22 protein-coding genes are annotated in these 20,765 nt (G+C 42.6%); 21 read left to right on the plus strand and 1 reads right to left on the minus strand.

Features of this window, described 5'->3' with window-relative positions; all coding sequences use genetic code 11:
* Positions 1-170 precede the first annotated feature (170 nt).
* The 21 genes from iscR to CYL31_RS06670 all read left to right on the plus strand — a co-directional run bounded on the left by iscR (position 171) and on the right by CYL31_RS06670 (position 20,301).
* Complete coding sequence (gene iscR, locus CYL31_RS06570) at positions 171-659, plus strand: Fe-S cluster assembly transcriptional regulator IscR (protein WP_212918136.1); 489 nt, start codon at positions 171-173, stop codon at positions 657-659.
* Between the two features lie 74 nt (positions 660-733).
* Positions 734-2,170 (plus strand): Fe-S cluster assembly protein SufB, encoded by a 1,437-nt coding sequence (sufB, locus tag CYL31_RS06575; RefSeq protein ID WP_072837701.1) that lies wholly within the window; start codon positions 734-736, stop codon positions 2,168-2,170.
* 13 nt (positions 2,171-2,183) lie between these two features.
* Positions 2,184-2,969, plus strand: a complete 786-nt coding sequence (sufC, locus tag CYL31_RS06580; RefSeq protein WP_212918137.1) for a Fe-S cluster assembly ATPase SufC — start codon at positions 2,184-2,186, stop codon at positions 2,967-2,969.
* A gap of 3 nt (positions 2,970-2,972) precedes the next feature.
* A complete protein-coding gene (gene sufD, locus CYL31_RS06585) occupies positions 2,973-4,232 on the plus strand; it encodes a Fe-S cluster assembly protein SufD (RefSeq protein ID WP_212918138.1) in 1,260 nt (419 codons plus the stop codon).
* An 11-nt stretch (positions 4,233-4,243) separates the two neighbouring features.
* Positions 4,244-5,461, plus strand: coding sequence for an aminotransferase class V-fold PLP-dependent enzyme (locus tag CYL31_RS06590; RefSeq protein WP_212918139.1), 1,218 nt, complete (start codon positions 4,244-4,246; stop codon positions 5,459-5,461).
* Positions 5,462-5,470: 9 nt separating this feature from the next.
* Positions 5,471-5,821 (plus strand): HesB/IscA family protein, encoded by a 351-nt coding sequence (locus CYL31_RS06595; protein WP_212918140.1) that lies wholly within the window; start codon positions 5,471-5,473, stop codon positions 5,819-5,821.
* Between the two features lie 4 nt (positions 5,822-5,825).
* Entirely contained in the window at positions 5,826-6,356 is a 531-nt protein-coding gene (sufT, locus tag CYL31_RS06600; protein ID WP_212918141.1) for a putative Fe-S cluster assembly protein SufT, read from the plus strand.
* 117 nt (positions 6,357-6,473) lie between these two features.
* Entirely contained in the window at positions 6,474-6,899 is a 426-nt protein-coding gene (locus CYL31_RS06605; protein WP_212918142.1) for a SufE family protein, read from the plus strand.
* A 52-nt stretch (positions 6,900-6,951) separates the two neighbouring features.
* Complete coding sequence (locus CYL31_RS06610; RefSeq protein WP_212918143.1) at positions 6,952-8,106, plus strand: IscS subfamily cysteine desulfurase; 1,155 nt, start codon at positions 6,952-6,954, stop codon at positions 8,104-8,106.
* Positions 8,107-8,262: 156 nt separating this feature from the next.
* Positions 8,263-8,670, plus strand: coding sequence for a nucleoside-diphosphate kinase (gene ndk, locus CYL31_RS06615; RefSeq protein WP_114411601.1), 408 nt, complete (start codon positions 8,263-8,265; stop codon positions 8,668-8,670).
* Between the two features lie 145 nt (positions 8,671-8,815).
* Positions 8,816-9,931 (plus strand): dual-specificity RNA methyltransferase RlmN, encoded by a 1,116-nt coding sequence (rlmN, locus tag CYL31_RS06620; protein ID WP_212918144.1) that lies wholly within the window; start codon positions 8,816-8,818, stop codon positions 9,929-9,931.
* A gap of 113 nt (positions 9,932-10,044) precedes the next feature.
* A complete protein-coding gene (locus CYL31_RS06625; RefSeq protein WP_249411717.1) occupies positions 10,045-10,692 on the plus strand; it encodes a hypothetical protein in 648 nt (215 codons plus the stop codon).
* A gap of 1 nt (position 10,693) precedes the next feature.
* Positions 10,694-11,704, plus strand: a complete 1,011-nt coding sequence (locus CYL31_RS06630) for a RodZ domain-containing protein (RefSeq protein ID WP_249411718.1) — start codon at positions 10,694-10,696, stop codon at positions 11,702-11,704.
* Positions 11,705-11,712: 8 nt separating this feature from the next.
* On the plus strand, positions 11,713-12,825 hold the full coding sequence (gene ispG / locus CYL31_RS06635; RefSeq protein WP_212918147.1) for a flavodoxin-dependent (E)-4-hydroxy-3-methylbut-2-enyl-diphosphate synthase: 1,113 nt from the start codon (positions 11,713-11,715) through the stop codon (positions 12,823-12,825).
* Between the two features lie 9 nt (positions 12,826-12,834).
* On the plus strand, positions 12,835-14,109 hold the full coding sequence (hisS, locus tag CYL31_RS06640) for a histidine--tRNA ligase (protein WP_212918148.1): 1,275 nt from the start codon (positions 12,835-12,837) through the stop codon (positions 14,107-14,109).
* Between the two features lie 62 nt (positions 14,110-14,171).
* The gene (locus CYL31_RS06645) at positions 14,172-14,813 is read left to right on the plus strand and encodes a YfgM family protein (protein WP_212918149.1); all 642 of its coding nucleotides are present in this window, start codon (positions 14,172-14,174) and stop codon (positions 14,811-14,813) included.
* Positions 14,814-14,815: 2 nt separating this feature from the next.
* On the plus strand, positions 14,816-15,949 hold the full coding sequence (gene bamB, locus CYL31_RS06650; protein WP_212918150.1) for an outer membrane protein assembly factor BamB: 1,134 nt from the start codon (positions 14,816-14,818) through the stop codon (positions 15,947-15,949).
* Between the two features lie 92 nt (positions 15,950-16,041).
* A complete protein-coding gene (der, locus tag CYL31_RS06655) occupies positions 16,042-17,379 on the plus strand; it encodes a ribosome biogenesis GTPase Der (protein WP_212918151.1) in 1,338 nt (445 codons plus the stop codon).
* Positions 17,380-17,588: 209 nt separating this feature from the next.
* Complete coding sequence (gene rimK, locus CYL31_RS06660; protein ID WP_212918152.1) at positions 17,589-18,494, plus strand: 30S ribosomal protein S6--L-glutamate ligase; 906 nt, start codon at positions 17,589-17,591, stop codon at positions 18,492-18,494.
* Complete coding sequence (locus CYL31_RS06665; protein WP_212918153.1) at positions 18,494-19,543, plus strand: succinylglutamate desuccinylase/aspartoacylase family protein; 1,050 nt, start codon at positions 18,494-18,496, stop codon at positions 19,541-19,543. Before rimK ends, CYL31_RS06665 begins: the two co-directional genes overlap by 1 nt.
* 140 nt (positions 19,544-19,683) lie before the next feature.
* A complete protein-coding gene (locus CYL31_RS06670; RefSeq protein ID WP_212918154.1) occupies positions 19,684-20,301 on the plus strand; it encodes a hypothetical protein in 618 nt (205 codons plus the stop codon).
* Positions 20,302-20,358: 57 nt separating this feature from the next.
* Here CYL31_RS06670 and CYL31_RS06675 read toward each other — a convergent pair whose 3' ends face one another.
* Positions 20,359-20,703 (minus strand): transposase, encoded by a 345-nt coding sequence (locus CYL31_RS06675; protein WP_502845435.1) that lies wholly within the window; start codon positions 20,701-20,703, stop codon positions 20,359-20,361.
* Between the last annotated feature and the right edge of the window lie 62 nt (positions 20,704-20,765).

A 20,765-nucleotide genomic window follows, 5' to 3' on the forward strand; every position in this document is an offset into this window, starting at 1 on the left:
GCTCTTTTAAAGGCATTCCACAGTTTAGTTTTTTTCTTAGTGCGCGTAAAATATGCACGGATTATTACACGTGAGTAATAACCTACTAAAATAGTCAGGTAAATACTTGATAAAAACAGTAGGTTTTGTGTACTATTTGCACTCACTGAATAATTTTAATTGGATAGCTTATGCGCCTGACAACAAAAGGTCGTTATGCGGTAACCGCCATGCTCGATCTGGCATTGCATTCGGATCAAGGGCCAGTGTCTTTATCTGATATTTCGAGTCGACAAGGGATATCGTTATCTTATCTTGAGCAGCTGTTTTCCAAACTGCGTAAAAAGTCATTGGTAAACAGTGTGAGAGGTCCTGGCGGTGGATACCGTTTAAGTCGTTCGAATAATGATATTTTTGTTGCGCAAATAGTCGACGCTGTTAACGAGTCAGTCGATGCAACAGGTTGTAAAGGACGAAGTGATTGCCAAAGTGGTAACACGTGTCTTACCCACCATTTGTGGTGTGATTTAAGTGATCAAATACACGATTTTTTAAATCAAATTAGCCTAGATCAACTGGTACGTCGAAATGATGTGCGCCAAGTTGCTGAACGGCAAGAATTCGAAAGCCGACAACGTTGTCTTGAAAGTGACAAAATTAGCGCGGCCATTGTTGATTAAATCGAGAATAAATTAGTAGAGCTTAATGCACTGATTCACAGTGCGTTAGTGACTATAATTGAGTGAGTTTTTATATGACTGAGCAGATAGATAAGGCGCTAGCACGGGAGTACGAAGCTGGTTTTGTGTCTGATGTAGAATCAGAAACATTTGAGCCTGGTTTGGATGAAAATGTAATCCGACGTATTTCTGAAATGAAAGGCGAGCCTGAATGGATGCTCGAATGGCGCTTGAGCGCATTTCGTGAATGGTTAGAAATGGAAGAGCCTGAATGGGCTTTGGTCGATTACCCGAAAATAGATTTCCAGTCTATTTCTTACTATTCGGCTCCAAAAAGTATGAAAGATAAGCCTAAGTCTTTGGACGAGGTTGATCCTGAATTACTACGTACTTATGAAAAACTTGGCATTCCTCTGATAGAGCAACAAATGTTGGCCGGCATCGCAGTTGATGCGGTATTTGACTCTGTTTCTGTTGTGACCACATTCCGTGAAAAGCTAGAAGAAGCGGGCGTTATTTTTTGCCCAATTTCAGAGGCTCTTCACAAATATCCAGATCTTGTTAAAAAGTACATCGGTAGCGTTGTTCCTAAGAAAGACAACTATTATGCCGCGTTGAACTGTGCTGTATTTACTGATGGTTCTTTTGTTTACATCCCTAAAGGCACTCGCTGCCCAATGGAGTTGTCTACTTACTTCCGTATCAACGAACAAAATACTGGCCAATTCGAGCGCACTTTAATTATTGCGGATGAAGGTAGCCACGTAAGTTATCTTGAAGGTTGTACTGCGCCACAGCGTGATGAAAATCAACTGCATGCAGCTGTTGTAGAGTTAGTTGCTATGGATAATGCTGAGATTAAATACTCAACGGTTCAAAACTGGTATCCAGGTGATGAGAACGGCAAAGGCGGTATTTACAATTTTGTAACCAAACGCGGTATTTGCCATACCAATGCCAAAATCTCTTGGACGCAAGTAGAGACAGGTTCTTCTGTTACTTGGAAGTACCCAAGCTGTATTTTGAAAGGCGATAATAGTGTTGGTGAGTTTTACTCGGTTGCCTTGACTCGTGGTCGTCAGCAAGCAGATACGGGTACTAAGATGATTCATATTGGTAAAAATACCAAGTCCACAATCATTTCTAAAGGTATCTCTGCAGGTCGAAGTAATAACAGTTACCGTGGTCTTGTTCGTATGAACCCAGGTGCCGAAGGTGCACGTAACTTTACTCAGTGTGACTCTTTGTTGATTGGTGATCAGTGCGGAGCGCACACTTTCCCTTATGTAGAAAGTCGTAATCCTTCTGCAATTATTGAGCATGAAGCAACGACATCGAAAGTCAGTGACGAGCAGATGTTCTTATGTCGTCAGCGTGGCCTTGATCCTGAAAAAGCCGTATCCATGATTGTGAATGGCTTCTGTAAGGAAGTATTTAAAGAATTACCAATGGAATTTGCTGTTGAAGCGGGCAAGTTACTAGAAATAAGCCTTGAAGGCTCAGTAGGTTAAGGAATTATTAAAGATGTCGAACACGAAAAGTTTGTTGACGATAAAAGATTTGCACGCCAGCGTTGAAGAAAAACAGATCATCAAAGGGTTGGATTTAAATATCAAACCGGGTGAAGTGCACGCGATCATGGGGCCAAATGGCGCTGGTAAAAGCACACTTGGTTATGTTCTATCAGGTCGTGATGGTTACACTGTAGATAGTGGTAGCGTGACGCTTGATGGTGAGGATTTGTTGGAAATGGAAACGGAAGACCGTGCTCGTGCTGGTTTGTTCTTAGCGTTCCAATATCCAGTCGAAATTCCTGGTGTGAGCAATTTAGAGTTTTTAAAAGCGTCAGTAGATGCGCAGCGTCAAGCACGTGGCGAAGACGCCATTACTTCTGCTGATTTTTTGAAAGAAGCCAAAGCGGCTTGTAAACAAGTGAACTTGCCAGTGGCTTTCTTGAAGCGTGGTGTTAATGAAGGCTTCTCTGGTGGTGAGAAAAAGCGTAATGAGCTAATGCAAATGTTATTGCTTAAGCCAAAGCTTTGCATCCTAGATGAAACCGATTCTGGTTTGGATATCGATGCATTGCAAGTGGTTGCTGAAGGTGTAAATAGCCAGCGTTCTGCTGATCGTAGCTTTATTGTTGTGACCCATTACCAGCGTCTTTTGGATTATATTAAGCCTGACTTCGTGCATGTATTGTCTGACGGTAAAATCGTTAAGAGTGGCGATGCTTCCCTTGCTCTTGAGTTAGAGGCTCAAGGTTACGCTTGGTTGCAGAAAGAGCCAGCTGAAGACGAACTTGAGGGGTAATGCATGAGTGAATGGTTAGAAAGCGCCATTGCTCGAGCGCAAGGTATCAATGATTGGCTTGCTCCCAAGCGAGCTCACGCACTTGAACTTTTAGCAAATACCAAATGGCCAACACGTAAAACTGAAGCGTGGCGTTACACGCCACTTCGCCCAGTAGAGCGTACCCAAGCCAAAGTAATAAGTGATAAAGTTGATTTGTCGCCAGTTAGCATTGCGGATTTATCTGCTATTGAATTGGTATTTGTAAACGGTCAGTTTGATCAAGCTCAATTGGCGAAAACTTTACCTGAAGGTTTGTCTATCTCCTTGGGCGGTGATTTAGGTTCGGCTGAGCAAACTGATGTGCTAAGTGTTTTTTCAACTATTAAACCTGAGCGTCATATCTTTGGTCTAGTAAACGATGCGCTAGCACAAGATGTTGTCGTTGTGACTGTTGCGGAAGGAGTTGAGATTACTCAACCTATCCGAATTAGTTCTTTGCTAAGTCAAGGTGCGGAATCTCATACGCGTGTTCAAGTTGCTTTGGCCGCGGGTTCGCGATTAACCGTTATTGAAGATGTTCAAGCGCAAGGTGAGAGCTTCAATACGGCCTTTGTTGAATACAATGTGTCGGCCAATGCGCGTCTAGAACATTACCGTTTTGCGTTACAAACAGGTAGCAATATTGCCATCGGTGGTAGCCATTTTAACTTGCATGACCATGCGAAAATGAACAGCACGATTGTTGGTTTTGGTAGTGATTTGTCTCGTTTAGACACAGACATTATTCATGCGGGTGAATTTGCAGACGCCAAGCTAAATGCCATGTATTTGCTGGATGGCAAAGAACTGTTTGATCTTCATGCGACCGTTGAACACGCTAAGCCAAACGGTAAAACCGAAGAAAACGTTCGTTGTATCGTCGCAGATCGTGCGCGCGCTGTCTTTAATGGTCGCATTCATATTCACCGTGATGCGCAGAAAACCTTGGCAGAGCTAAACAACCGCAACTTATTGTTATCTGATAAGGCCGAGATTAATACCAAGCCTGAGCTAGAGATTTACGCTGACGATGTAAAATGTGCTCATGGTGCGACGGTTGCTCAGATTGATAAACAAGCTTTGTATTACTTGCAGACTCGCGGTGTGAGTCGTTCGAAGGCGCAAGTCATGCTTAACTTTGGTTTTATTAACGAGTTGATTGATTTAATGCCAAATGCGGCGTTAGCGGAGTGGATTCGTCCGATTATCCGTGAGCGTTTTGCGCAAATGGAAGTGAAATAAGCGAGAATCGAATGAGTTTTGATGTAGCGGCTATCCGCGAGCAATTTCCGATTTTAAAACGCGTAATTGACGGTAATCCGCTTATTTATCTCGATAATGCAGCGACAACGCAAAAACCACAGTGTGTGATTGATGCTTTGGTGGATTACTACACGACATGCAATTCCAATGTACATCGTGGAGCCCATCGTCTTGCGGATGAAGCAACGCGCCGTTTTGAAGACGCACGCGACATCGTAAAAGACTTTATTAATGCGCCAAAACGCGAAGAAGTCATTTGGACAACAGGCACCACCGAGGCGATTAATATTGTTGCCAATGGTTTGGGTTCTTTGCTGTCACCGGGTGATGAAGTTATTGCGACGGGAATGGATCACCATGCCAATCTGGTGACGTGGCAGCAAGCTTGTAAAGTGTCTGGTGCGACGCTAAGAACCATTCCAGTGACCGATGCTGGTGAATTAGATCAGGCTGCTTATGATGCCATGCTGAATGAGCATACTAAGTTTGTCGCTTTTCCGCATGTTTCTAATGCATTGGGTACTGTGAACCCAATTAAAGAAATGACGGCGAAAGCAAAAAAAGTCGGAGCTTGGGTACTGGTAGATGGTGCTCAAGGTGCTGCTCATGGCTATGCTGATGTGCAAGATATTGGTTGTGATTTTTATGCCTTTTCAGGTCATAAAATTTATGGGCCAATGGGGGTTGGTGTCTTATGGGGTAAAGAGTCTGTGTTATCGACTTGGCCTGTTTGGCGCACTGGTGGCGAGATGATTTCCACCGTGACTTTGCAAGACGCTACATGGAATGTTCTACCTTATCGTTTTGAGGCAGGTACGCCAAATGTGGGTGATGCCATTGCGATGGGAGAGGCGATTCGTTGGTTTAGCGCCTTGGATCAAGAGGCTGTTGCTGCTCATGAGAAAGCGTTATTGGATCGAGCAACTGAGCTTGCTGAGAAATTTGAAGGCTTAACCATTATTGGTAATGCTAAAGAAAAAATTGGTGTGCTGAGCTTTGTGATGGATCAAGGTCATCCTGCTGATATCGGTTTTTTATTGGACCGTCAGGGGATTGCTGTTCGTACAGGTGACCATTGTGCGCAGCCTTTGATGGCGCGTTTTAATGTTCCAGGTACCGCGCGAGCATCGTTCGCGATTTATAATACATTAGAAGAAGTTGACGCTTTGTTTGTTGCACTGAAAAAAGTGCAAACAATGCTGGCTTAGGAGGTTTCAATGACAGTAACAACGTTTGATCCTGTCTCTAGCGTGTCTTTAACCGCTTCTGCACAGAAATACTTTGCCTCAAAATTGACAAAGCAGCCAGGTAAGCTGATTCGATTAAGTACTAAAGAAAGCGGTTGTACAGGCTTTTCCTATGTACTAGATATTGTTGATAGTGCTTCGGAAGAAGATACCGTATTAGAGTTTGGCAGTGTCACGCTTGCGGTAGATTCACAGTCAACTGCTATGTTGAAAGGTACAGAAATTGACTTGGTACGCGAAGGCGTTAACGAAGTTGTGAAGTTTAAAAACCCTAACGTTGTAGCCGAATGTGGCTGTGGCGAAAGCTTTAGTGTGAGTTAACTTCATGCAAAAAATGGTAGTAACACAACGCCCTTGTCCAGCTCGACGAGTGCCAAGCGGTGAACCAGTTAGTATTCCTGAAGGTCAGTTTATTACGATTAATCAGAGCTTAGGTGGCAATTATACCGTTACGTGGCAAGGTAATATGCTGCGCATAGATGGAACCGATGCTGAAGCGATTGGTCAGCAACCCGAGGTTTTAGATTTTGAGGATCTCGGTACCGGGGAAATCAGTAAGGATCAGGTTTGGCAGGCATTGGATACCATCTACGATCCGGAGATTCCTATCAGCTTGGTGTCCTTAGGTTTGGTATATAAAGTGACGCTTGACCAAGAGGCTAAGTCTGTTTTGATTGATATGACGTTGACTGCACCAGGTTGTGGAATGGGACCTGTTTTGGTTGGTGATGTTAAGTATCGAGTGGCGAAAGTGCCAAATGTTGACTCAGTGAAAGTTGATTTGGTATTTGATCCACCTTGGTCGCGAGAAATGATGAGTGAAGAAGCTCAATTGGAAGCGGGTCTTTTCTTTTAATGGCTTTCTTTTGATAGCTTCGGTCATTCATTAAAATCGAATACAATATGAAACGGCCTTGGCTTTTAGCCAATGCCGTTTTTGTTTTAATAGGCTTAGTGCAAAAAGAGGGTAGTCATGGCTTTACCTAGTACAGAAGACATCGTAGACGATCTGTCGTTTTTTGACGATTGGGAAGATAAGTACAAGTACATTATTGATTTGGGTAAATCTTTGCCAGCATTTGATGATGCGTGGCGCACGCCTGAACGTTTGGTAAAAGGCTGCCAGAGCAGTGTTTGGATTCAGCCGGGCAGTGAGCAAGATGCAATAAAAGGCGAAGTGCTGACTTTTGCGGTAGACAGTGATGCCATCATTGTTCGTGGTTTACTTGGCTTGGTGTTAGCAGCATTGGATCATAAAACACCACAGGAAATTTTAGATTTCGATATCACGGAGTATTTCGAAGAGCTGGATCTTGAGAGGCACTTGAGTCCGACTCGTGGTAATGGTCTGCGTTCTATTGTGGGTCGCATAAAAGGCATCGCACAGGCTGCCGCTTAACTTTTTTTAATTGTAAAAAAGCAGTCGTTTAATTTTTATTGGAGAGCGTTAAATGAACACCCCGGTTTACCTAGATAATTCTGCTACCACGCCAGTTGACCCAAGAGTGGCTAAAAAAATGATGGCGTGTTTAACGCAGGACGGAAACTTTGGAAACCCGGCTTCGCGTTCGCATCTTTTTGGCTGGCGTGCGGAAGAAGCGGTAGAAGAGGCTAGATTGCAGGTGGCAAGTTTAATTAAAGCAGACTCTCGTGAAATTGTTTGGACATCCGGTGCGACAGAAGCAAACAACTTGGCGTTGAAAGGTGTTGCTCATGCTTATCGTCAAAAAGGCCGCCATATTATTACGTCGATGATTGAGCACAAGGCGGTTTTGGACCCTTGTAAACAGCTTGAAAAAGAAGGCTTTGAAGTGACTTATTTGCAACCAGATTCCCATGGGGTGATTTCACCAAATCAGGTTGCAGAAGCACTTCGTGAAGATACAATTTTAGTGTCTTTGATGCATGGTAATAATGAACTTGGTGTGCTGACGGATATTGCTGCGATTGGTGAATTAACTCGTTCGAGTGGTGTTTTTTTACATGTTGACGCCGCTCAGACAACAGGCAAAATTGAGATAGATGTGAATGCCATGAAAGTGGATTTAATGTCTCTGACTGCTCATAAAACCTATGGTCCAAAAGGGATTGGTGCTTTGTTTGTGCGCCGTTCTCCGAAAGTGAAGTTGGAAGCGCAAATGCACGGTGGTGGTCATGAGCGTGGTATGCGTTCTGGCACATTGGCGACACATCAGATCGTTGGTATGGGGGAGGCATTTCGTTTAGCGGGTGAGGAAATGGAGCAGGATTGTGCTCGTATCAAAGCTTTGCGCGAGCGTTTGTTGTCTTCTTTGAGTGAGTTGTCTGGTGTGCATCTTAATGGCGACTCTGATAATCGTGTTGCTGGCGTATTGAATGTTGGTTTTTCTGGTGTTGATGGTGAAGTCTTGTTGATGTCTTTGAGTGATATCGCGGTGTCTTCTGGTTCAGCTTGTACTTCAGCAAGCTTGGAGCCGTCTTATGTATTGCGCACGATTGGCTTGGCTGATGATTTGGCGCACAGCTCCTTGCGTCTTTCCGTGGGGCGCTTTACGACCGAGGAAGAGGTGGATTTTGCAGCTGAGACCATTAAAAATGCAGTGAGCCGTCTTCGATCAGTGGCTTAAGTATAAGAATTAGTACTTTTATTCTTGTTTGAATAAATAATGTTCGTTTGATCATACAATTTTAATGAATTGGTGCGTATAATACGCGCGCTGAACTTTTAAGTCCTGGGCCATGCAAAAGGCATTGCCCCTTTCAATTTAATTTGGAGTTATATCATGGCGTTAGAACGCACTCTATCTATCATCAAGCCTGATGCTGTTGCGAAAAACGTAATTGGCGAAATCTACACTCGTTTTGAACGTGCTGGTTTCAAAATTGTTGAAGCTAAAATGATTCAACTAGACGACGAATTGGCTGGTGGTTTCTACGCTGAGCACAAAGAGCGTCCTTTCTACAAAGATTTGGTTGCTTTCATGACTTCTGGTCCTGTTGTTGTTTCTGTTCTTGAAGGTGAAGGCGCTGTTCTTCGTCACCGTGAACTTATGGGTGCAACTAACCCTAAAGAAGCGACTGCTGGTACTTTGCGTGCAGATTATGCAACTTCTATCGATGCAAACGCTGTTCACGGTTCTGATTCTGTTGAATCTGCAGCTCGTGAAATTGCTTACTTCTTCGGTAAGTAATTGACAGCTAGGGCCTTTATGTCCGATCTGTTTTGTAAAAGCGGGCGCTAGCCCGCTTTTTTACAGAGGCTTCTGAAAAGACTTTTCTTTTCAGAGGCTTTTTTCGTTTACACTTAATGCTACCTACAGCAAGCGACATTGAATTATGACTGACATCAAAAAAGTGAACCTTTTGGGTTTATCCCCCGACAAACTGATTGAATTCTTTGAATCCATTGGCGAGAAGAAATTTCGTGCTACTCAGGTGATCAAATGGATTCATCAAAAGGGAGCAGAAAGCTTCGAAGAAATGACCGATGTCAGTAAGGCGTTGCGTGCGAAGTTAGAGCAAATTTGTGAGATTCGTGGTCCCGAAGTGGTTTCGCAAAATATCTCTGCTGATGGTACGCGTAAATGGATTATTCGTACTGATGGCGGTAAAAACGATTGCGTTGAAACGGTTTTGATTCCTGATGGTGATAGAGCGACTTTATGCGTCTCTTCGCAAGTTGGTTGCTCTTTGGATTGCAGTTTTTGTTCAACGGGCAAGCAAGGTTTTAACCGTAATTTAACGCCAGCAGAAATTATTGGTCAGGTTTGGATTGCGATTAAATCGTTTGGTCCGATGGATCCGAATGGACCTCGTCGTGTTACTAACGTTGTGATGATGGGCATGGGCGAGCCTTTAATGAACTTCGAGCCTGTTGTTGATTCGATGATCCTGATGATGCATGACCATGCGTACGGTTTGTCTAAGCGTCGTGTCACCTTGAGTACTTCGGGTGTTGTGCCTAAGATTTATGAGTTGGTAAAACGTACTGATGTGTCTTTGGCTATTTCATTGCATGCGCCAAATGACGCTTTGCGTAATGAACTTGTGCCGATAAATAAAAAATATCCGATTGCTGAGCTTCTTGAAGCTTGTCAGTTCTATTTGGCGAATTTACCAGATAAACGTCATATTACGATCGAATATACCTTGATGTCAGGTGTGAATGATAACGAAGAACAAGCACATGAATTGGCTGAACTTCTTAAAGTATTGGAATGTAAAATTAACTTAATTCCATTTAATCCATTCCCTCATTCGGGTTATGAAAAGCCGTCTAACAATCGCACTCGTCGTTTCCAAAAAATTCTAGCTGATGCTGGTTATACCGTGACAGTTCGAACAACTCGTGGCGATGATATTGATGCGGCTTGTGGCCAGTTGGTTGGTGACTTCCAAGACAAAACTCGCCGTAGCCAGAAGTATATAGAGTTGCGTGAAGTAAAAAATTAGTCCTAAGAGTTTATTTTGTATATGACAAGGATGTCAGTATGCGTTTATGGTTATGGCCATTTTTATTGTGTTGCTTGCTTTGTGCGTCTTGCGCCTACCAAGTTGTTTCTCCTTTGCCGCCTATTTCTGAATCTAAAAAACTACCAATTGTTCAAGCACATCTTTTGCTGGGGCAGTGGGGATTGGCAAAAAAGAAGTTAGATCAGGTTGAGGCCTCATATCAAGGGCTTGATTATTGGCGGTTATTAAGCCTGTACTGGCTGAGTATTGAGGACTATAGCAAAGCACTTTTAGTGCATGAAGATGCCCTGCAGAGATACCCTGATGATGACTTCATTTGGAATAACTATGGTGTGCTTTTGGGGCTGAGAAATCGTTGGGGTGAGGCTTGTGCTGCTTTTGAAAAAGCTGGCGAAAAAGGCTCTTTAAAGCGCCAATCAGTGCAAATAAATCTTTCTAGGTGTGCTATACGTCAGAATCAAGTAAATTTAGCCGAAATCTATCTAAAACAGGCAAAAGAAATTGCCGATTTGCCTCTGATTGGTTTGATGACAGAGCTCAATCTTGTTTTAATACAGGGTAGTAATGACAAAGCTCGCTTAATTTTTAATAATATCCAGGCTGATAAAGAAACTGCCCGAGGATCGGTGCATTTTGATGAGTACAACTGTCTGTCGCGGCACCTAATTGCACGCGAGACTGACCCTACACTGTATTCATCTGCGAGTAATTTTACATGCCTGAATGGCTCAAGGTATTGACATGACAACTGAATTTCAAACGGATGCTTCTGTAAGTAAAACGAATATGGACACCATTAATATTGGTAATAGGTTAAAAGCAAAAAGACTAGAGCTAGAGTTTGATGAAAGGCATGTCGCAACTGCGCTGAAAATTCCTATCGATCAAGTGCGAGCGCTTGAGGCGAATAATTTTAAATACTTCCGATCTGTGACCTTTGCCCGAGGTTTTCTAAAAAGCTATTGCCGTCTTTTAGGTATTGAACCTTCTGAGATGCTGCGTGCCTTTGATAGTGAACTAGAAGATGCAGAACCGACGATTAAGCCTGTAGATAAGGTAAACAAACAGACGAACTTTGGTGACCCGATTGTCATCTTTATTTCGGTTATTATTGTTGCTGTTCTCGTCTTTTTGGTTTTTTGGTGGCCCTCTCAGCCAAGCAAAATAGTATCCCCTAATGAAATAAAGAATGAAGTAAGCGAGACTGCCACAGCTCCAGATTTAGATGCTACGGAAGAGCCTTCTAATGAATCAAGTGACGCTGATGATATTTCTAATGTCTCTAGCTCTAACGCTAGTGCAGATGTGGATGCAGCTTCAGATAGTGATTCTGAAGGCTCAGCCAATAATGATCAGGTTGAAAAACCAGCTAATAATGGCGGTGTTGTGACTGGGTTGTCTGCTGAAACAATGGCAATTTTGGAAGAAGCTGGCGTAAGGCCAGAAGATGTAGTGAGAGCGACCGCTGAAGTACCTGCAGAGCTTGCAGCAGCGCCGAAGATGCCTTCTTACACTGATGAAGTTGAGATTGCTTTTGGTGCAGATTGTTGGACAGAGGTTCGTGATGCTTCAGGAAAGATTTTGTTCTCTGGAGTGAAATCTGCGGGCACTAAGCTATCGCTAACAGGTAAGGCACCTTACCGCGTCGTATTGGGTTACGCGAAAGGCGTGTCATCTTTGAAATACAAAGGTGAAGTATTCGATTTTTCTTCTTTTACACATAAAGATTTGGCTCGATTTGAGCTCAAGTAGAGACTCTTATGCATTTTGAATCACCTATAAAACGCCGTCATTCTCGTCAGATCATGGTTGGGAATGTACCGGTTGGCGGTGGTGCGCCAATCAGTGTTCAGAGTATGACGAACACAGAAACTTGTGATGTTGATGCGACTGTCGCTCAGATTCGCGCTATTGCCGATGCTGGTGCTGATATTGTTCGTGTTTCTATCCCATCTATGGATGCGGCTGAAGCGTTCAAAAAAATACGTGAAGCTGTTTCTATTCCATTGGTTGCTGATATTCATTTCGATTATAAAATCGCTTTGAAAGTGGCTGAGTATGGTGTTGATTGCCTACGGATAAATCCAGGTAATATTGGTAACAAAGACCGCATTCGTGCCGTTGTGGATTGTGCTCGAGACAAAAATATCCCCATTCGTATTGGTGTTAATGCCGGATCTTTAGAAAAAGATTTGCAAAAAAAATACGGTGAACCAACCCCTGATGCGCTAGTTGAATCCGCTTTTCGTCAAATCCAGTATTTTGATGAGCTGGATTTTCATGAGTATAAGTTGAGCCTAAAAGCATCAGATATTTTCATGACAGTTGAAGCCTATCGCAAAATTGCCAGCCAAATAGATAACCCATTGCATTTGGGTATTACTGAAGCGGGTGGTTTGCGCTCAGGAACGGTTAAGTCTTCAATCGGGCTTGGCTTGCTTTTAATGGATGGTATTGGTGATACGCTACGTGTTTCTTTGGCGGCTGATCCTGTTCAGGAGATCAAGGTCGGTTGGGATATGTTGCGTAGTTTGAAATTGCGTAATCGTGGTATTAACTTTATTGCTTGCCCAAGCTGCTCTCGTCAAAATTTCGATGTTATTAAAACAATGAATGAGTTAGAAGAGCGACTTGATGACATTACTATCCCAATGGACGTTGCTGTTATTGGTTGTGTGGTGAATGGTCCGGGTGAGGCAAAAGAAGCGGACATTGGTCTTGCTGGTGGTTCTCCGAATAACTTGATTTATCAAGATGGTAAACCGAACAGCAAAACGAAAAATGAAACGCTTGTTGATGATTTAGAAAAAATGATTCGTAAAAAGGCTCTCCTTAAAGAACGCGAATTAGCCAATATCATTGTAAAAAATTAAGGATCCATTGTGGCTCGTAAAATTCAAGCGATTAGGGGAATGAACGACATTTTGCCTGATCAATCCTCTGTTTGGTTATATCTAGAAAAAACAGTGGCTGATGTTGTTAAGTCTTATGGATACCAGCAAATTCGTTTTCCTATCGTTGAAAATACGGATTTGTTTAAACGCGGTGTCGGTGAAACAACGGATATCGTAGAAAAAGAAATGTATACCTTTGATGATCGTAACGGTGAGTCTTTGACTTTGCGCCCAGAAGGTACAGCTAGTTGTGTTCGTGCGGCGGATCAGGCTGGTTTGTTGTTTAATCAAACTCAGCGTCTGTGGTACACAGGGCCAATGTTTCGTTATGAGCGCCCTCAAAAAGGTCGCTACCGCCAATTCCATCAAATTGGTGTGGAATCTTTTGGTATGGGTTCCGCTGACATCGATGCAGAGTTAATAATTTTATCCGCTCGTCTGTGGAAAAAACTTGGTTTGTTAGAGCATGTTGAGCTGCAGTTGAACACCATTGGCTTAGCATCCGAGCGTGAGACTTATAAAGCGGCTTTGGTTGATTATTTGACTGAGTTTAAAGATCAGTTAGATGAGGATAGTCAGCGTCGTCTAGGAACGAACCCATTAAGAATATTAGATTCTAAAGATGAATCGACTCAAGCAGTGCTGAAAGACGCGCCAAACCTTGAAGATTTTATTGGAGAAGAGTCACAGGCTCACTTCGAATTATTGCAGGCTATCTTGAAAGCCAATGGTATCTCTTATGTTATCAACCGTCGTCTAGTGCGTGGTTTGGATTATTACGGTAAAACGGTTTTCGAGTGGGTTACGTCGCATCTTGGTTCTCAGGCAACGGTTTGTGCGGGTGGTCGTTATGATGGTTTGGTTGAGCAGTTGGGTGGGAAATCAACACCTGCTGTTGGTTTTGCAATGGGTATTGAGCGCTTGGTGCTTTTGCTTGAAACGTTAAACTTGATTCCTGATGCTGCAAAATTCTCTACTGATGTGTTTGTTATTAGTATGGGGGATGATGCAGAGCTTGCTTCTTTTGTTTTAGCTGAGTCCTTGCGTGAAGAAAATTCAAACCTTGTTGTTTTGCGTCACTGTGGTGGTGGTAGCTTTAAGAATCAAATGAAAAAAGCCGATCGTTCAGAGGCTCGTTTCACGATTATCCTAGGGCAAGATGAGGTTGATAATGGAATTTGTCAGGTAAAAGATATGTCAACGGGGGATCAACAATCTCATCCACTTGTTGATGTTGCTGCCTATATTGGTGCCAAGCTGTAATTTGATTTAATGGAGTGCCGTCATTTAGGTTATTTGGCGGTGCCTTACATGAGGAAGAAAAAGTGTCTGAATTAAAGACTGAAGAAGAACAAATAGAAGCGTTTAAATCTTGGTGGAAAAAGAACGGCATTATGTTGGTCGTTGCTATAGCTGTTGCTGTTGGTGGTTATTTCGGTTGGCAGGCTTGGAAAACGAGCCAAGCTAACTACACCAGTGAAGCATCTGCACTTTATCAAAACTTGGTCCAGGCCTCTTCCGATCTAAGCGATGAAAACAATCAAAAAACCGTTACCTTTATTGCTAAGCAACTTGCTGATGATTATGGGGATACGGGTTATGCCATGTTTGGTCAATTATTCTTGGCGCGTGTCGATGCTGAAAATGGCAAGTATGACGAGGCAATTAAGGCATTGGATGATGCCATTGCAAAAACAAAAGATGTTTCTTTTGTAGCAATTGCGAATCTGCGAGTGGCGCGCTTGATGCTTCAAAAAGAAGACTATGCTGGCGCTATGGCTCGAGTTGAAAAAGTAACTGAAGAAGAATTTGCTGCACAGCAGCAAGAATTGATTGGTGATATTCTTGTTTCACAAGGTAAGCGTGATGATGCGCGTATTGCTTATCAGAAGGCAAGTGAAGCATTGGGCGTGGGTGTGAATCATCCATTGCTTGATATTAAACTTAAGGATTTGGTGAAAGGTTAACTATGAGAAAGTCTCTTTTTTTCGTCGTATTGTTTGCTGCTTTGATCACTCAAGGTTGCTCTAACTCTCGTCCAGATTTGCCAAGCCCTCCTTCTATAGAGAGTAAGGTTAATTTAAAAACGTCATGGCGGACTGGTGTGGATGGTAATTTTGGTGAGTCTAGTGAACGTTTTAATCTTGTAGCAGAAAACGGCTCATTGTTTTTTGTTACTGAGAAGGGAACCGTTTACGAACTTGCACAAGAAAATGGAAAGAAGAAAAATACTGTCTCAACTGAGTATAGGGCGAGTGCAGGCGTAGCGCGCCATGGTGACGTTGTATACTTTGGTACCTATGATGCTCAACTTATTGCTGTTTCTTTGACAAGTAAATCTATCTTGTGGGAAAAAACATTAAGTTCTGAAGTCTTGTCTGAAGGTTCTTATGCAGCAGGTAAATTGGTCATACAAACTTCTGATGGCTGGTTAAGTGTACTGGATGCTGAGACGGGCGATACTCAATGGCGTGCGAAAGAGGATTTGCCATCTTTGACTGTTCGTGGTACAAGCGCTCCAGTTATTGCTGACGGAAAAGTTATTGCTGGTTTTGCCAGTGGTAAGTTGAAAGCTTATTCGCTACAAGATGGCAATTTACTTTGGTCCTATGAAGTTGGTAAGCCAGAAGGGCGTTATGAGATAGAGCGATTAAGCGATATAGATGGCCGTTTAGTGGTAGAAAATGGTGTTGTTTATGCTGTTGCCTACAATGGTACGCTTGCCGCACTTTCAATTGAAAATGGTCGACCACTATGGCAGCGTAGTATTCCTAGTTCAGTAGGTGTTGCTGTAAGGGGCGAGCTATTAGTTGCTGTTGATATGACAAGTAAAGTCATTGCATTGAATGCTAAAAATGGCACTGAAGTTTGGGAAAATACAGATCTTGTAGAGCGTGATTTGATTACGCCAGAATTTTTCCGTGATTATGTTGCTGTGATGGATCGTGGTGGTTATGTGCATTTGCTTGATCTTACAACAGGCGAAGTGGCTGCGCATAAGGTAGCTGACAATGACGTTCCACCTGGTAGCCGCATGGTGGCAAATGACAAGCAATTGTTTATTCTTACGCCGAACTCTAACGTGACGGCATTGAGCTATTGAAATCAGTTTTGATTTCTTTTTAGCGATTTTTAAAGAGGCTGCCATCCCTTTATTAGGGGTGGTGGCCGCTTTGTATTTTTATAGGTAAAAAAATGATTCCAGTTATTGCATTGGTAGGTAGACCCAATGTTGGCAAGTCAACTCTCTTCAATCAATTGACGAGATCCCGTGATGCTTTGGTTGCCGATTATCCAGGTTTAACCCGAGACCGTAAATACGGTGACGGTAAACTTGGTGAGCATGAATTTATCGTCATTGATACCGGTGGTATCAGTGGTGATGAGCAAGGTATTGATGAAAAAATGGCACGCCAGTCTTTGTTGGCGATAGAAGAGGCAGATGCGGTTTTGTTTCTTGTCGATGGTCGTCATGGCTTGAACCCTTCGGACGAGATGATTGCTAATCATTTGCGTCGTTCCAATAAGCCAATCTCTCTTGTGGTAAATAAGACTGACGGTATTAATGAAGATATCGCATTGGCGGATTTTTATTCATTAGGTTTTGGTGAACTACATCCAATTGCTGCTTCTCATGGCAAGGGGGTGCACGTTCTAATTGATAAGGTCATGTTGCCATTTGCAGAGCGTGTAGAAGAAGCCAAAAATCAAATTAGCATAGAATCTCGTGGTATTCGTATTGGTGTGGTGGGGCGTCCAAATGTGGGTAAATCTACATTGGTCAACCGTATGCTAGGCGAAGATCGTGTTGTGGTCTATGACATGCCAGGTACTACGCGTGACAGTGTTTATATTCCTTACGTGCGTAATGAGAAAGAATATACGCTTATCGATACTGCCGGTATTCGTCGCCGTAAACATGTTAAAGAAGCGGTTGAGAAGTTTTCTATTGTTAAGGCTTTGCAGGCTATTCAAGATGCTAACGTCGTTATTGTGGTAATTGACTCCCATGAAGATTTGGTTGAGCAAGATCTACATATGATTGGTTATGTATTGGATGCTGGCCGCGGAGTAATTATTGCGATCAATAAATGGGATGGCCTTAAAAAAGACGACCGTGAACACATCAAGAGTGAAGTTGAGCGCCGCTTAGGTTTCGTTCCTTACGCTAAAGTGCATTATATTTCTGCCTTGCATGGTACTGGTGTTGGTGATTTATACGATACAATCGAAAGCACTTACGAGTCTTGTTATGCCAAATGGACAACAAACCGTTTGACACGAATTCTTGAGGATTCCATTGCAGAGCATCAACCTCCAATGGTAAATAGCCGTCGAATTAAGCTTCGATACGCGCACCAGGGGGGATCAAACCCACCACGTATTGTTGTTCATGGTAATCAAACTGATGCTTTGCCAGGAAGCTATAAGCGCTATCTTGAAAATAAGTTTAGAACTGTACTAAACATTACTGGTACACCGATTATTTTTGAATTCAAATCGGCTGAAAACCCGTTTGCTCCTAAGAAATAATCGTTATTTCTAGAAGACCACTCAAGAATCTCTGAGTACCTTTGTTTGACAAGGGGACTTGGAGATTTTTTTATGTAAAATGTATGAAATCTCTTTCTAAATATAAGGTTATTCACTATTCTCGCGCCAACAGCATTAATTTTTATATAAGCACTTTTTTATAAGCATCGTCTGTACGTTTGCTTTCTTATTTTGTTCAAAGGACATCTATGAAAATCGCAATTCTTTCTCGTAATCCTCGACTCTATTCTACTCGTCGATTGGTTGAGGCAGGTGAACAACTTGGGCATGAGGTAGATGTAATTGATACGATGCATTGTTATATGGACATTACAAGTAGCAACCCTTCCGTCCGTTACGACGGTAAGCCATTGCCTAAATATGATGCGGTCATTCCAAGGATTGGGGCTTCGGTTACTTTTTATGGTACAGCTGTTGTTAGGCAGTTCGAGATGATGGGGACTTACAGTATTAACGAATCCGTAGCGATCAGCCGTTCACGTGATAAGTTAAGATCTTTGCAGCTTATGTCTCGAAAAGGTCTAGGATTGCCTAAAACTGGCTTTGCGCATCACCCTGATAAGATAGGCGACTTGTTGAAAAATGTCGGTGGCGCCCCTGTGGTTATTAAGTTGTTAGAAGGGACTCAAGGTATCGGTGTTGTTTTAGCTGAGTCGAATAAGACTGCTGAGTCTATCATCGAAGCTTTTATGGGATTAAAAGCTAATATCTTGGTGCAAGAGTACATCAAAGAGGCCGGTGGTGCTGATATTCGCTGTTTAGTAGTTGGTGGTAAAGTAATCGCTGCGATGAAAAGACAAGGCGCAGAAGGTGAGTTCCGCTCTAATCTTCACCGTGGTGGAACCGCATCTTTGGTTAAATTGTCACCTGAAGAAAGACGCACCGCGGTTGAAGCTGCAAAAGTAATGGGCTTGAATATGTGTGGTGTGGATATTCTACGATCCAACAATGGCCCTCTTATCATGGAAGTAAACTCTTCGCCAGGATTGGAAGGTATTGAATCTGCAACGGGTAAAGATGTTGCTTCTATGATTATTAAGCACATTGAAAAAACAGCATTTTTGAGTAGCACAAAAACAAAAGGAAAAGGTTAATGGGGAAAGCAACTTTAACAATTGGCGGTGTAGAGATTCCGTTAGGTGGTACTGCTCGTATAAAGCTGCCAATGGTAAAGTTGTATACGGACACGAATATGTCTATGCCAGTGTTTGTAAAGCGTGGCAAGCGTGCTGGTCCTACCTTGTTTATTAGTGCTGCAATTCATGGTGATGAGTTGAATGGTATTGAGATTATTAGTCGAATCATTCAAAGTAAATATCTTGAGAGCTTAAAAGGCACCTTGATCGCAGTGCCAATTGTCAACGGTTATGGTGTGTTGAGCCAAAGCCGTTATTTACCTGATAGACGCGACTTAAATCGTTCTTTTCCCGGTTCTCAGCGTGGCTCATTAGCGGGTCGTGTTGCAGATCGTTTTTTGAGTGAAATTGTTTCTAAGGCAGATTACGGTATTGACCTTCATACCGGAAGTTTGCACCGCACCAACTTGCCGCAAGTGCGAGCGAATCTTGATGATCCCGAAACGCTGGCTATTGCTAGAGCTTTTGGTGTTCCCGTGTTGATGAATTCTAACCTTCGCGATGGCTCATTGCGTGAATGTGCGAATGATGTCGGTGCTAAGGTTATTCTGTATGAAGCGGGTGAAGCGCTACGCTTTGATGAGCTATCCATACGAGCAGGTGTGAAAGGTATTGTTGGGGTTATGAGGCATCTGGGTATGTTGCCCAAGTCTCGTAGTAAAAAGTCTCTGTCTGAGCCTAGAATTGCACGTAGCAGTAGTTGGATAAGAGCCACGGACAGTGGTTTTACAACACACATAAAAGAGCTAGGTGATCTTGTTGAGGCGGGCGATGTGTTGGCTGAGATTAAAGATCCTTATGGCGATATTTTGGATAAAGTTCTATGTAAAAATGGTGGGATTATTATTGGTAAGCAAAATATTCCATTAGTCCAAGAAGGTGATGCCATGTATCACATTGCCCATTTTTCATCTCCAGATGAGGTGGCGGGGCATGTCGAAAGTATGCAAGATGAGTTGATGGACAGTGAAGCGTCTTTGAGACTGATAGACTATAAGTCTTCATGAATTGATAGATAATTCCATTTTTATTATAAATGTCATGACTTAAGCATAAAACAAGTAATGATAGTGTCATCTTCATGTGCTGTATCGTTTTTTCATTTTTTTTTCACTAAAATCTCGACTTCAAAAGTTGAGGTTTTTTCATGTTTATTCTTCGCGGTTTTGTTTATCTTTTTGCTGTTGCCGGTGTTGCGCAGCTTGTTTCATTGGAAGGGTATCAGTCGTTAACGGCCGCTGAATACAGTGAACAAACCCTCACTGAGCATATGCAAGATTTTATGTCTTTCTTTAGCTGCATGTTATTCCTATATGCGGCACGTGTGGATGCTAAATTAAACATAGCAGCCACGTTGCTTGGGGCTTTGCTAGCAATGATGTTTGTCCGTGAGTCGGATGCAGTATTGGATACTTATGTATTTGATGGGGCGTGGCAAACAATTGTTGGTATGATCTTTATTTGTGTTTTAGTTTTTTTATGGGGGCGATTTACTTCTATTTACGCTTCTTTAAAAGAGTATTCTCTGCAATCTAGTTTTGGCACTTTTTTAGCTGGATTCGTTACAATATTGGCGTTTTCTAGATTGATGGGGCGTAGCTCATTTTGGCAGGCGGTTATGGGAGATTCCTATATGCGTATTGTTAAGAATATCGTCGAGGAGGGGATTGAGACGTTAGGTTATACCTTAATCTTAATTTCTGCGGTCGAGTTGGTGATTGCTTGTCGCAAACGCAATAAACTGGCAAAGGCCAAGCATAACTAATTTCTAATTTAATAAAAAACGCGCCATTGAAGTGACCCCATAAAGTTGGACACTTTATTAACCGGCTAACAATGCCTGATTTCGGTACTCTACCGGAGTCAGGCCATTTAACCCCATTTTTATCCGTTTCGTATTGTAGTAATCAATATACTCTTCAAGTTCTTGGATCAGATCATCTGCATCCTCGAAGGTTTCGCCATGGAACATTTCCGTTTTTAGTAANGCAAAAAAGTTCTCAGCGACAGCATTGTCCAAACAATTCCCTTTTCGCGACATACTTTGCTGTAGTCCATGCTTTTTCAAGATAACTCGCGTTTGCTTTTGCTGGTACTGCCAACCTTGATCACTGTGTAAGATCGGAGCCTCTCCTTCTTTCAGAACATTCACAGCCTCTTTTAGCATGTCAGTCACGAGCGGTAAATGCNCTGTCTTTTTAATTTGGTAGGCAATCACTTCTTGATTAA

Origin of the sequence: Marinomonas sp. A3A (genome assembly GCF_018336955.1) — a bacterium.
Taxonomy (GTDB): Bacteria; Pseudomonadota; Gammaproteobacteria; order Pseudomonadales; family Marinomonadaceae; genus Marinomonas; species Marinomonas lutimaris.